Origin of the sequence: Bradyrhizobium sp. 147 (genome assembly GCF_023073935.1) — a bacterium.
Taxonomy (GTDB): Bacteria; Pseudomonadota; Alphaproteobacteria; order Rhizobiales; family Xanthobacteraceae; genus Bradyrhizobium.
Window position 1 is genome coordinate 26,200 of the sequence record NZ_JADPKL010000099.1, and the last position, 12,462, is coordinate 38,661.

9 protein-coding genes and 1 pseudogene are annotated in these 12,462 nt (G+C 63.8%); 4 read left to right on the forward strand and 6 right to left on the reverse strand.

The window, feature by feature from the left end; all coding sequences use genetic code 11:
* Nucleotides 1–9: 9 nt before the first annotated feature.
* The 6 genes from IVA87_RS25940 to gltX form a co-directional block, all read right to left on the reverse strand.
* Complete coding sequence (locus IVA87_RS25940) at nucleotides 10–867, reverse strand: carbohydrate ABC transporter permease (RefSeq protein ID WP_346657751.1); 858 nt, start codon at nucleotides 865–867, stop codon at nucleotides 10–12.
* Nucleotides 860–1,789: a sugar ABC transporter permease gene (locus tag IVA87_RS25945; protein WP_247294814.1), complete on the reverse strand. Its 930-nt coding sequence runs from the start codon at nucleotides 1,787–1,789 to the stop codon at nucleotides 860–862. The genes IVA87_RS25940 and IVA87_RS25945 overlap by 8 nt, the downstream gene beginning before the upstream one ends.
* Nucleotides 1,786–3,072 carry an ABC transporter substrate-binding protein gene (locus IVA87_RS25950; RefSeq protein ID WP_247335685.1) on the reverse strand — a complete coding sequence of 429 codons (1,287 nt, stop codon included), beginning with the start codon at nucleotides 3,070–3,072 and terminating at the stop codon, nucleotides 1,786–1,788. The genes IVA87_RS25945 and IVA87_RS25950 overlap by 4 nt, the downstream gene beginning before the upstream one ends.
* Nucleotides 3,073–3,129: 57 nt before the next feature.
* Nucleotides 3,130–4,308, reverse strand: a complete 1,179-nt coding sequence (locus tag IVA87_RS25955; RefSeq protein ID WP_247335687.1) for an ROK family transcriptional regulator — start codon at nucleotides 4,306–4,308, stop codon at nucleotides 3,130–3,132.
* Nucleotides 4,309–4,536: 228 nt separating this feature from the next.
* Nucleotides 4,537–5,841, reverse strand: a complete 1,305-nt coding sequence (gene gltA / locus IVA87_RS25960; protein ID WP_247294822.1) for a citrate synthase — start codon at nucleotides 5,839–5,841, stop codon at nucleotides 4,537–4,539.
* A gap of 145 nt (nucleotides 5,842–5,986) precedes the next feature.
* On the reverse strand, nucleotides 5,987–7,414 hold the full coding sequence (gltX, locus tag IVA87_RS25965; RefSeq protein WP_247294823.1) for a glutamate--tRNA ligase: 1,428 nt from the start codon (nucleotides 7,412–7,414) through the stop codon (nucleotides 5,987–5,989).
* Between the two features lie 143 nt (nucleotides 7,415–7,557).
* Between gltX and IVA87_RS25970 the strand changes: the two genes are divergently transcribed.
* The 4 genes and pseudogenes from IVA87_RS25970 to IVA87_RS25985 all read left to right on the forward strand — a co-directional run bounded on the left by IVA87_RS25970 (nucleotide 7,558) and on the right by IVA87_RS25985 (nucleotide 12,323).
* Nucleotides 7,558–9,234, forward strand: a complete 1,677-nt coding sequence (locus tag IVA87_RS25970) for a glutamine--tRNA ligase/YqeY domain fusion protein (RefSeq protein ID WP_247294826.1) — start codon at nucleotides 7,558–7,560, stop codon at nucleotides 9,232–9,234.
* A gap of 7 nt (nucleotides 9,235–9,241) precedes the next feature.
* Entirely contained in the window at nucleotides 9,242–9,628 is a 387-nt protein-coding gene (locus IVA87_RS25975; protein ID WP_247335691.1) for an SgcJ/EcaC family oxidoreductase, read from the forward strand.
* 89 nt (nucleotides 9,629–9,717) lie between these two features.
* Nucleotides 9,718–9,951, forward strand: a complete 234-nt coding sequence (locus IVA87_RS25980; protein WP_247275955.1) for a DUF2171 domain-containing protein — start codon at nucleotides 9,718–9,720, stop codon at nucleotides 9,949–9,951.
* A 94-nt stretch (nucleotides 9,952–10,045) separates the two neighbouring features.
* A pseudogene (locus IVA87_RS25985) lies at nucleotides 10,046–12,323 on the forward strand (ComEC/Rec2 family competence protein).
* Nucleotides 12,324–12,462: the final 139 nt, after the last annotated feature.

Genomic DNA, 12,462 nt, shown 5'->3' on the forward strand with positions numbered 1-12,462 from the left:
ACAAATCCATCATTTCACTGCGCCGGCGGTAAGGCCGCGCACGAAGTACCTGCCGCCGAGGAGATAGATCAACAAAGTGGGCAGGGCTGCGATGATCACTGCCGCGCTCTGCACGCCGTGCTGGGGGATATCTGCGACCGCAGCAGACAGCGCGATGAGAGCGGCCGTGACGGGCTGCTGTTGGCCGCTTGTGAACGTCACGCCATAGAGAAACTCGTTCCAGATGTGCGTGAACTGCCAGATCACGGTGACGATCAGGATGGGAGCCGAGACCGGCAGAATAATGCGCCAGAAAATACGAAAGAACCCGGCCCCGTCGATGCGCGCGGCCCTGATCAATTCATGGGGCACGGCGGCATAGTAGTTTCGGCAGAACAACGTGGTGAAGGACAGCCCCTGGATCGTGTGAATCAGCACGAGGCCCGTCAGCGTGTTGATGAGACCGATGTCCCGCAGCACGATTGTCCAGGGAAGCAATCGCATCTGTTGGGGAAGGAAGAGGCCGAGGGTCACGATGCCGTAGATCCAGGTATCTCCGCGAAAACGCCAGAGCGACACGGCGTACCCGGCGATCGCACCGAGCATGGTCGAGAAAATCGTCGCGGGAATCGTGATGAGCGCCGAGTTCAGCATGTACGGCCTGATGCCGGCGCAGGTCTCGGCCACGCAGAATCCGCTCCAGGCAGTTGCGTAATTGCTCCAAGCCCAGTGTTTCGGCCAGCCGATCATCGACGCCTGCGCGATTTCCTCATTGGTGCGGAGCGAGTTCAGCACGACAACGACCAATGGCGTGAGCCAGGCCGCCGCGATCAAAAAAACGATGAGATAGATCGATATCCGGCTTGGTGCGAAGGTTCGGTCACGCATGAGTAGCACGCCGCCGCTGGACATAACGCCACGCTGCATAGGGCAGCAGGACCGCGAGAAGAATGAGCAACATGAGCACCGCTGCCGCCGCCCCCCGGCCGAGCAGGCTGCGCTGGAACATCAGGTCGTAGACGACAAGGGCCGGTAGCTGGGTCGCGATTCCCGGTCCGCCGTTGGTGAGCGCGCGGACGAGGTCGAAGGCCGAAATCGCAAACTGCAGCTGCACCACGACCACGGTGATGGTGATCGGCCACAGCGTCGGCAAAATGACGCGCCGGTAGATTCGGATCGGCCCGGCGCCGTCGATCTGCGCGGCCTTGATGATGTCGGCGTCGACAGATCTGAGGCCGGCAAGAAAGAGCGCCATGGCAAAGCCGGAGGATTGCCAGATCGCAGCGATGACAATGGTCCAGATGGCCATGTCGCGGTCGATCAGCCAATCGAACTTGAAGGAGGTCCAGCCGAGGTCGTGGACCAGTTTCTGGATCCCGATGCCAGGACTGAGCAACCAGCTCCAGACCGTGCCCGTGACCACGAACGACACCGCAAGGGGGTAGAGGAAGATGGATCTCAGCAGGTTCTCGCCGCGAATGCGCTGATCGAGCAGGATCGCAAGGACAAGGCCGGTCATCACGCTCAGCAGCACGAAAGCGCTGCCGAACAGTAGGAGATTATCGAAGGCGATCTGCCAGTTCCGAGATGCCGCGACCGCCGTGTAGTTGCGCAGACCCACCCAGCCCGAGACCGGGACCAGAGTGGATGGCGTGAACGATATCCAGATCGTCCACAGCGAGAACGACACGAGGTGCACAGCGGACAGCAGCAGCGGCACCCAGATCATCAGATACTCAGGCAGCCGGCGCACCGCGCCAGCAATCGCCGGCCGGGCGGGCCGCGTTGCTATGGAGACGGTATCGATCAACGCGCGCCCTCGACGGCCTCGGCGAGGCGGGTGACCGCCTGCTCCGGCTTGATCGTCTTGTTCTTCACATATTCGGTGATCACGTCGATCATCGCAGCGGTCATGCCGTTCTCCTGCGCCATATTGTGCGCGAGGCTCAGGACCGCCTGATTGCTGGCGATAGCGTCTTTCAGAGCTGCTGCGGTCCGCCGTTGACCATCCGACCAGCCTTCACCGGAAAGATCGACATCGGTGCGCACGGGTATCGATCCCGTAATCTGCGAATACATCGTCTGGATCGCTGGATCCATGACGAGCTGGGCCATCAGCGTCTGGCCGGCCTGGAGGTCGGGCTCCTTGCGCTGCCAGAATATGAACGCATCGGCATTCAACAGAAAGACCGGCTTGGTATTGTCGCTCGGGCCAGGGGCGATGATGAAGTCGTCGAACTTGAAACCGGCGTTGCGCAACACGCCCTGTGCCCACCCGCCCATGATCATCATGCCCATCTCGCCGTCGACGAAGCGCTTCAGGTTGGTCGAAAAGTGTTGAGCACCGACATTGGGATCCATCCAGTCGGCGATCTTGCGCACCTGTGCGAAGGCAGCGCCTACCTCGGGCCCGTTCAACGCCTTCTCGTCAAGATTCATGATGGCTGCGCGGTAGGAGGCGGGACTGATGCCGGCGAGAGCGGCCTCGAATTTCTGGCCATCGTCCGGGCGGGTACCACCGTTGGCGATGGGATAAGTGACGCCGCCCGCTTTCATTTTCTCGGCAAGGTCGTTGAAGTCGGCCCATGTGACGGGGATCTTGCCGGCCTTGGCCTTGTCCATCGCGCGCTTGGAGAGAAACAGCATGTTGGTGCTGTAGATCTGCAGCGGCAGTGCAATCCATTTGCCGCCCGGCTTGTGCAATCGTGCAAGATCAGGAGCGACAACCTTTTCGTAGCTGGCGGCGGCAACTAGGTCGTCGAGATTGACGGTTGGAGCAATCTTCGACCAGGCCGCAATCTCCGGGCCTTTGAGCTGCGAACAGGCCGGTGGATCGCCGGCCATGATCTGAGCGCGTAGCTTGTTCATCATCTCCGTGGTGAACCCGGGGACGGGCGAGTGCTGCCAAACCCCGCCTTTCTCCTCGAATTTCTTGCCGAGCGCGGTGATAGCCGCCCCATCGCTGCCTGCGGACCATTGCGAGATCGCGGTCAGGCGCGGCTTGACCGCGCCTTGCGCGCGGGCAAAGGCCGGCAGCGCGAGCGCGGCAGCAGATCCAGCGAGCAGACGACGCCTGGTTGTTGTGATCGGCATGGCAAGTTCCTCCGTTTCAAGTGCTTTGCGCGTTGAGGCCGAACGACTTAGGGCATGTCAGGCGGCCTCCCTCGATGCGGCGGGCATGCCGCCGCGGCTGGCCAGGCAAAAGGCGGCGAAGGCGAGGGCAGCCTGCGGATCGTTGCCGGTCGAGGGTGGCACGAAAGCGATGGACACTTGCGCCAATGTCCGGCCGCCCAGCAGGCAGGCGTCGATCCCCTCGACCACGGCATTGCGATCGTCGTCGGAGAGAAGCGATGGCCAGCCGCTGATGGCGACGCCACCGCATGGCTTCACGTTCAGCGTGTTGCCGATCGCAAGGCCAAGCCGGAACAGCCGCCGCCGCAGCTCCTGGCGCACCCGCCCCGAGCGCGGGATCGTGTGCACCCATTGGCTGCCGGGCTGGAGCAATTCGGCGTCGGAGATATCGAGGAGCTCGGCCATGGCGGTGAGCGAAGTATAGGCCTCGACGCAGCCGAGATGGCCGCAGCGGCAGCGCGGTCCTTCCGGTCCAAATACCATGTGGCCCAGTTCGACCGGCTGGAGTGCATCAGCTTCAGTCGGGTCATCCATCCAGGCGCCGGCAACGCCATGGCTGACAAAGACGAACAGATGCGTGCCGCTGGATGGATAGTTCTGCGTGCGGCAGCGGTGAAAAGTGGCGTGCGCCACCACGGAATTGGTGAATTCCAGCGGCACGCCGGCAAACATCTCGCCGATCATGCCGCTGATGCGCCCGACGTCGCAGGGGATGATCGGATTGCCGGATATGGTCAAGCGGCCAAGGCCCGGAATGGAGACGCCGATCTGTGAGAGTGTGATGTGGCGGCGGCGCGTCCAGTCGCGCAGCAATGTCATCGCTTCGCGGAAGACGCGGCCGACCGTCTCGACCGTCGGCGCCTTCGGCAACGGCAGACGCTCGGTGTAGTGCAGTTCGCCGGAGAGACCGCCGACGCCGACGCTGAGCCATTGGGCGGTCAGCTCAACGGCTGCGAGCGCGACCGAGCCGTCGAGGGACACGAGGCCCGTCGGGCCGCCGACATAAGGGGCAGGGCGCCGCACTTCCTCGATCAGGCGTTCGGCCTTCAGGTCGAGCAGGATGCGCGACAGGCTCGCCTCGGACAGGCGCACCGCCTTCGCCAGCGGCGGCCGAAACGAGCCGCCCGACTGCAGCAAATGAGTCAAAATGGCAGCGCGCGTCTGCCGCCGACTTCTCGGCTGATCCGGCATTTCCATCCCAGTCGTCATTCTTACTTAGTGTAAGAATTTGCCCGCGGAGCGTTTCGGCTGTCAAGCGATTACCGCTCCGATGCGCCGACTTGTTGTTGTGCGCGGCAGCAAGTTGTGCCGGTGGGAAACTCGCTGCCGGTGGTTCGCTCAGCGATTGGCGCGTCATCGTGGATGGCCCAACAAAAACGGCGCCATTGTGAGATGGCGCCGTTTCGAAAGCCGTAATGGCCGAACTTATTTGCGGGTGGCGATCGGCACGTAGTCGCGCTTGGCGACGCCGGTGTAGAGCTGGCGCGGACGACCGATCTTCTGATGCGGGTCCTCGATCATCTCGCTCCACTGGCTGATCCAGCCGACGGTGCGGGCGACCGCGAACAGCACGGTGAACATCGAGACCGGGAAGCCCATCGCCTTCAGCGTGATGCCCGAATAGAAATCGACGTTCGGATAGAGCTTGCGCTCGATGAAGTACTGGTCGCTGAGCGCGATCTTCTCGAGCTCCATTGCCACCTTCAGCATCGGATCCTCGCCATGGCCGGTCTCCCTGAGCACGGCGTGACACATCTTCTGCATGATCTTGGCGCGCGGATCGTAGTTCTTGTAGACGCGGTGCCCGAAGCCCATCAGGCGGACTTCAGAGTTCTTGTCCTTCACCTTGGCGATGAACTCGGGGATTTTATCGACCGTGCCGATATCGTAGAGCATGTTGAGCGCGGCTTCGTTGGCGCCGCCATGCGCCGGGCCCCAGAGGCAGGCGATGCCCGCCGCGATGCAGGCGAACGGGTTGGCGCCGGAGGAGCCGGCGATGCGCACCGTGGAAGTCGAGGCGTTCTGCTCGTGGTCGGCGTGCAGGATGAAGATCTTCTCCAGCGCGTCGGCGAGAACCGGGCTCACCTTGTAGTCCTCGCAGGGCACCGCGAAGCACATGTTCAGGAAGTTCTCGGCGAAGCCGAGCGAGTTCTTCGGATAGATGAAGGGCTGGCCGACCGTGTACTTGTAGGCCATTGCCGCCAGCGTCGGGATCTTCGCGATCATGCGCATGGAAGCGATCATGCGCTGCTTCGGATCGTTGATGTCGGTGCTATCGTGATAGAACGCGGCGAGCGCGCCGACGGCCGCAACCATGATCGCCATCGGATGGGCGTCGCGGCGGAAGCCCTGGAAGAAGCGAGCCATCTGCTCGTGCACCATCGTGTGATGCGTCACGCGGTGGTCGAAATCCTTCTTCTGCGCGGCGGTGGGCAGGTCCCCGTAGAGCAGGAGATAGCAGGTCTCCAGGAAGTCGCCGTGCTCGGCAAGCTGCTCGATCGGGTAGCCGCGGTATTCCAGCACGCCCGCGTCACCGTCGATATAGGTGATCTTGGACTGGCAACTCGCCGTCGAGGTGAAGCCCGGGTCGTAAGTGAACAGGCCGGACTGGCCGTAGAGCTTGCCGATATCGATGACATCAGGTCCGACGCTGCCGCTGAGGATCGGAAGATCGTAATTCTTGTTTCCGACCGTCAGCGTGGCGGTCTTATTGCTTGGTTTTGCGTCCATCGTAGGTCCCCGATGTGTGGTGAAACGGGCCGGAGCCGGAGCCCCAAAGGAGATCGTTGGGGGCAGGCCGGATGTTCCAGAATGTACGGGGAGATGGGTATATTATTGCTGTGTGCGCTGCAAGATCGCCGCACGCATGGTCGACTTACGTCGTAGACTGATCTTTAAGCCGGCCCAGGCTCTCCTGGCGTCCAAGAACGTCCAAAACCTCAAAAATACCAGGTGAGGTGGTCCGTCCCGTCAGCGCGGCCCGCAAGGGCTGGGCGACCGCGCCGAGCTTGAGACTATTTTCCTCGGCAAAACTGCGCAGCGCAGCTTCCGTGCTGGCGCCGCTCCATGTCTCGACTTTCTCCAGCGCGGAATGAAGCTGGCCGATCAGCTTGCGGTTCTCGGCTGTCAGCAGCGCCTGCGCCTTGGCATCGAGCTGCAGCGGGCGGTCGGCAAAGATGAAGTAGGCGCCATCGATCAGCTCGATCAGCGTCTTGGCGCGCTCCTTCAGGGCCGGCATGGCCTTCAAGAGCTGCGCTCGCGTGTTGTCGTTTAACTTGGCCTTGATCTCGTCGCGGCTGGGCACGACGTGATTGAGCACATCTTCGAACATCTTCACGAGTGATTGATCGTCGGCATGACGGATGTAGTGGCCGTTGAGGTTTTCTAGCTTGGCGAAATCGAAGCGGGCGGCGGCGCGGCCGACGCCGGCGAGGTCGAACGCTGCGATCATCTCCTCGGTCGAGAAGATCTCCTGGTCGCCATGGCTCCAGCCGAGCCGGACGAGGTAGTTGCGCAGCGCCGCCGGCAGGTAGCCCATGGCGCGATAAGCATCGACGCCGAGCGCGCCGTGGCGCTTCGACAGCTTCGAGCCGTCCGGGCCGTGGATCAGGGGGATGTGGGACATGCTCGGCAGCGTCCAGCCCATCGCATCGTAGATCTGCTTCTGGCGGGCGGCGTTGATCAGATGGTCGTCGCCGCGAATGACATGGGTGACGCCCATGTCATGGTCATCCACGACCACGGCGAGCATGTAGGTCGGATTGCCATCGCCCCGCAGAAGTACGAGGTCGTCGAGATTCTCGTTCTGCCAGACCACGCGGCCCTGGACCTGGTCCTCGATCACGGTCTCGCCGGTCTGCGGCGCGCGCAGGCGAATGGTGGGCTTCACATCGGTCGGGGCGGTCGCCGGGTCGCGGTCGCGCCATAGGCCGTCATAGAGGCGAGTACGGCCCTCTGTGCGCGCCTTCTCGCGCATGGCGGCGAGCTCTTCGGCCGTGGCGTAGCAGCGATAGGCTTTGCCGTCGGCGAGCAGCTGCTCGGCGACCTCGCGGTGGCGGGCGGCGCGGGCGAACTGGTAGATGACCTCGCCGTCCCAGCCGAGCTCAAGCCATTTGAGTCCATCGAGTATGGCAGCGATGGCGGCCTCGGTGGAGCGCTCGCGGTCGGTGTCCTCGATCCGCAGCAGCATCTTGCCGCCGTGCTTCTTCGCATAGAGCCAGTTGAACAGCGCCGTGCGGGCGCCTCCGATATGGAGGAAGCCGGTCGGCGAGGGAGCGAAGCGCGTGACGACGGAATCGGTCATTCTTGGCAGGGCCTATGCATGGGAAGCGGTGGTGTATAGCAGGAACGGGACATAACTAAAGCCCGTCGGCCGACCTCGTGGGCCTTGGCGCGGCCACACGAATTTGGCAGAAGAACCGCTGATTTCCCTACAGGATTTTCGTAATGACAGAACCGGTGGCGACTGAGGTTGGGCGCGATTTCATTCGTGACATCATCCAGGCCGATCTCGATCAGGGCAAGTACAAGGAGATCGTGACCCGGTTCCCGCCGGAGCCGAACGGCTATTTGCATATCGGCCACGCCAAGTCGATTGCGCTCAATTTCGGCATCGCGCAGGAGTTTCCGGGCCGCTGCCATCTGCGCTTCGACGACACCAATCCGGTCAAGGAAGAACAGGAATATATCGATGCGATCCAGGCCGACGTGCGCTGGCTCGGCTTCGACTGGGGCAAGAACCTGTTCTTCGCCTCCGACTATTTCGATCGCCTCTATGAATGGGCGGAGCAGCTGATCCGCGACGGCCTCGCCTATGTCGACGACCAGACCCAGGAGGAGATCCGCCTCTCGCGCGGCACGCTGACCGAGCCCGGCAAGAACTCGCCGTTCCGCGACCGCAGTGTTGCGGAGAACCTCGACCTGTTCCGCCGCATGAAGGCCGGCGAATTCCCGAACGGCGCACGCGTGCTGCGGGCTAAGATCGACATGGCCGCGGGCAACATCAATCTGCGCGATCCCGTTCTGTACCGCATCCTGCACGCGCATCATCCGCGCACCGGTGACGCGTGGTGCATCTATCCGAGCTACGATTATGCCCACGGCCAGTCGGATGCGATCGAGGGCATCACGCACTCGATCTGCACGCTGGAGTTCGAGGACCACCGCCCCCTCTATGACTGGTTCATCGACAAGCTGCCGGTGCCCTCGAAGCCGCACCAGTACGAGTTCGCGCGGCTGAACCTGACTTACACGCTGCTGTCGAAGCGCGTGCTGACCCAGCTCGTTCGCGACGGCCATGTCGCGGGCTGGGACGATCCGCGCATGCCGACCATCGCGGGGATGCGCCGCCGCGGCGTGCCGCCGGCCGCGCTGCGCGAATTCGTCAGGCGCATCGGCGTTGCCAAGTCCAACAGCGTGGTCGATGTCGGCATGCTCGAGTTCTGCATCCGCGAGGAGCTGAACCGCACAGCGCAGCGCCGCATGGCGGTGCTGAAGCCGCTGAAAGTGGTGATCGAGAACTATCCGGAAGGGCAGGTCGAGGAGCTCGAGGCGATCAACCACCCGGATGACCTCAGCGCCGGCACGCGCAAGATCAGCTTCGGCCGCGAGCTCTATATCGAGCGCGACGACTTCATGGAGAACCCGCCGAAGAAATTCTTCCGCTTGTCGCCAGGCAACGAGGTGCGCCTGCGCTATGCCTATTTCGTCAAGTGCACCGGCGTGATCAAGAACGACGCAGGCGAGGTGGTGGAGCTGCGCTGCACCTACGATCCCGCGACCAAGGGCGGCAACGCGCCCGATGGGCGCAAGGTCAAGGCGACGATGCACTGGCTGCCGGCAGCGACGTCGAAGCCTGCTGAAATCCGCATCTATCACCAGCTGTTCTCCAATCCGAGCCCGGACGCCTCGAATTTCGCGGCCGATCTCAACCCTCAGTCGCTGGAGATCCTGTCCGATGCGCGGATCGAGGCATCGGTCGCGGAGAGCAATTCGACCGAGCCGATGCAGTTCGAGCGCCAGGGCTATTTCGTGCGCGACAAGGACTCGACGCCGGGCAAGCCGGTGTTTTCGCGCACCATCGGTCTGCGCGACACGTTTGCAAAGGAAGTCGCGAAAGGTTGAGGCACCCATGAGCAACGAAACCGACGCCATCGTTTCCGCCATCATCGCGAAATGGTGCGCCGGCTTCGCGACGCTTGATGCAGCCGCGCTGTCCTCGCTCTATGCGAGCAACGCGTTCTTCTTCGGCTCCAACCCGAAACTCTACCGGGGCAGGGACGGCGTTGCGGACTATTTCAACGGCCTGCCGCGATGGCGCAAGCCGAGTGCGATGTTTTCCGAGGTGCATGCCGCGCAGGCAGGTCCTGACCTGATCAACATGGCGGCAACCGTCTCGTTCGATCTCGCCGGCGAGCGTCCTGATCTCGTCGTCAAGATGAGCTGGGTCCTCATCCGCGAGGACGGCGCGTGGAAGATCGTCAACCACCATGCCTCGTCAAAGGAACCGCTGATCTGACGAGCGGGCGGCACACGGCATCGTCATTTTCGCGTGGGAAACGAACGCGCGCCTCTGACGTTGGGGTGAATCCAAACGAGGGTCCATCCATGCAGAACATCGCAGAACATATGGAAATCATCGGCGCCGATGGCGTCCATATCGGCACCGTCGATCGCGTTGAGGGCAACCGCATCAAGCTGACCAAGAAGGACAGCGGCGAGGGCCGCCACAAGGGCCACCATCATTTCATCGATAAGGGTCTCGTTGCCGACGTCGAAGGCAACAAGGTCCGCCTCTCGGCCAAGGCCTCGGTCGCCGTGACCATGGAAGAGGAAAAGTAGGGGCGTCCAAGTTCGTTCCTGATCCGTACCGCTATTCGCACAGCCGCACGTTCCGGTAGCCTCTGCACCTATGGCGTATCGTAAGGTGCAGGAAATGGCGGAGCTTGGCCGGCCAGTGCGCTCCCAGGGAGTTGCCGGAACGTGGCCGGTTGGCCGCGCCGCGCCCGCTGGCGGCTTTGCGCCGGCGGGCTTTGGCGTCTGGCCCGCGATCGTCGAGACGGCGCGCGAATGGGTGCGTGCCGAGGCCGGCGCCGGCCGGCTGCTGCCGTGGGTGCCGGTCGCCTTCAGGCGGCATCGCGCTCTATTTCGCTGCCGATCAGGAGCCGGTGCTGTGGGTCGTTGCCGCGACCGCCATCGCGCTCATGCTCGGCGCCGTCCTGTTGCGGCGGAGTCGGCTGTTCGCGCCCGCGATCATGATCGCGGCGGTCGCGGCTGGCTTTGCCATGGCGACCTGGAAGACGGCGCGCATTGCCCATACGGTGCTGGCCAAGCCACTCTATTCGGTATTGCTGTCGGGCTACGTCGAGACCCGCGACATCCGCGAGCGCACGGATCGCTTCGTGCTGCGCGTCACCGCCACGGAGGCGCAGCGCAGCGACGTCAGGCTCGAGCGCGTCCGCCTCTCGGTGCGCAAGGGGATGGCACCGCAGGTCGGCAGTTTCGTGCAGCTGAAGGCGCGCTTGATGCCGCCGATCTCTCCCGTGCGCCCGGGCAGCTACGATTTCTCCCGCGACATGTTCTTTCAAGGCATCGGCGCCTCTGGTTTTGCAATGGGCGCGATTACGGTGGCAGCCCCGCCGGAGACCGGCGGCTTGCGGCTGCGCTACGCAGCCTTCATGCAGGGCTTGCGTGATGCGATCGATGCACGCATCCGTGCGACGCTCGAGGGCGACAACCGTGCGATCGCGACCGCGCTGCTCACCGGGCGGCGCGATGCCATCACCACGCCCGTCAACGACGCCATGTTCATCTCGGGGCTTGGGCCATGTGCTGTCGATCTCCGGCTATCACATGGCGGTCGTCGCCGGTGTCGTGTTCTTCGCGGTGCGCGCCCTGCTGGCCTTGATCCCGGGGCTGGCGGCGGGCTTCGCTATCAAGAAATGGTCAGCGGCCGCCGCGCTGGTGACGGCTGCGTTCTACCTGCTGCTGTCAGGCGCGGAGGTCGCCACGCAACGCTCGTTCTTCATGACGGCAGTGGTGCTGATCGCGGTCATGGTCGATCGCCGCGCCATCACCTTCCGCACGTTGGCGGTGGCGGCACTGATCGTGCTCGCGGTCGCGCCGGAAGCGCTGGTGCATCCGAGCTTTCAAATGTCGTTCGCCGCAACGCTCGGGCTCGTGGCGCTGGTGCAGATCGGCATGCCGAACCTGTTTGCCTCGCCCGATCATTCCGCGACGGCGCGCATCGCGCTTTGGGGCGGCCGCGAGATCGCGATGCTATTCCTGGCCTCGCTGATCGCAGGACTTGCGACCACGCCCTATGCCGCCTTCCACTTCCATCGCGTCACGCCGTTCGGCGTGCTCGCCAATCTCGGCGCGATGCCGGTGGTCTCGGCACTGGTGATGCCGGCGGGCCTGTTCGGCCTGCTCGCGGCTCCCTTTGGGCTTGACGGTGTGTTCTGGTGGCTGATGGGGATCGGCATCGACTGGATGGTCGCGGTGTCGCGCTGGGTTGCGGCGCTGCCCGGTGCAGTCGGCCGGATCCCTGCGTTCGGCACCGCGCCGTTGATCGCGGCAAGCCTCGGGATCATCGTGATGGGTCTGTTGCGCACGCCCTTGCGCTGGTCCGGTGCCTTGGTGCTGCTGGCTTCCATCGCGTGGGGGCTGTCGGTGCGGCAGCCCGATATCCTGATTGCCGGGGACGGCGCCAGCGTCGCGGTGCGGGGCAGGGACGGGCAGTTGCATGTGATCCGGGCGAGCAAGGATGGCTTTCTGCTCAAACAGTGGTTAGCTGCCGACGCCGATCCGCGCGATGCCGGGAGTAGCTCGCTGGCTGACGGCGTGTCGTGCGATGAGTCCGGCTGTGTGACGCCGCTTGCCGACGGTCGGCTGGTCGCGCTTTCCCTGCGCATCGATGCGCTGGCTGAGGATTGCAGTCGTGCCGCGCTGGTGGTCACGACGCGCCCCGCGCCGCCCGATTGCGCGGCGATGGTGGTCGACCGGCAACGTCTCGCCAGCCAAGGCGCGCTGGCATTGACGCAGCGTGGTGACGGCTTTGCGATTCAGGCGGTGAGAGCAAGAGGCACAAGCCGTCCCTGGCTGCCGGCCGGCGCCGGCGAGGGTGATTTCGACGGCAGCCTTGTGCCGAGGACGGCCGCGGCCCGCAACCGGATGCAACGCCGGCGGAGACCGACCTGCAGGTCGACGATTAGGCGCCGGACGATTAAAAACAAACGCGAAGAGTAGGTCCGGGTCCGACCGGACGTTCCGCAGCATTAAATCTTACCATCTCGCCGGCCTCGGCCGGCGATGGCAATTTCAATCCTGGCCCGACCCCGCGGGCGGGGCGGC

Bases quoted from the DNA above. Each gene is read 5' to 3' on its own strand.
- IVA87_RS25940 (WP_346657751.1), bottom strand. From the start codon at position 867: ATGCGTGACCGAACCTTCGCACCAAGCCGGATATCGATCTATCTCATC.
- IVA87_RS25950 (WP_247335685.1), bottom strand. From the start codon at position 3,072: ATGCCGATCACAACAACCAGGCGTCGTCTGCTCGCTGGATCTGCTGCC.
- IVA87_RS25955 (WP_247335687.1), bottom strand. From the start codon at position 4,308: ATGGAAATGCCGGATCAGCCGAGAAGTCGGCGGCAGACGCGCGCTGCC.
- gltA (WP_247294822.1), bottom strand. From the start codon at position 5,841: ATGGACGCAAAACCAAGCAATAAGACCGCCACGCTGACGGTCGGAAAC.
- gltX (WP_247294823.1), bottom strand. From the start codon at position 7,414: ATGACCGATTCCGTCGTCACGCGCTTCGCTCCCTCGCCGACCGGCTTC.
- IVA87_RS25970 (WP_247294826.1), top strand. From the start codon at position 7,558: ATGACAGAACCGGTGGCGACTGAGGTTGGGCGCGATTTCATTCGTGAC.
- IVA87_RS25975 (WP_247335691.1), top strand. From the start codon at position 9,242: ATGAGCAACGAAACCGACGCCATCGTTTCCGCCATCATCGCGAAATGG.
- IVA87_RS25980 (WP_247275955.1), top strand. From the start codon at position 9,718: ATGCAGAACATCGCAGAACATATGGAAATCATCGGCGCCGATGGCGTC.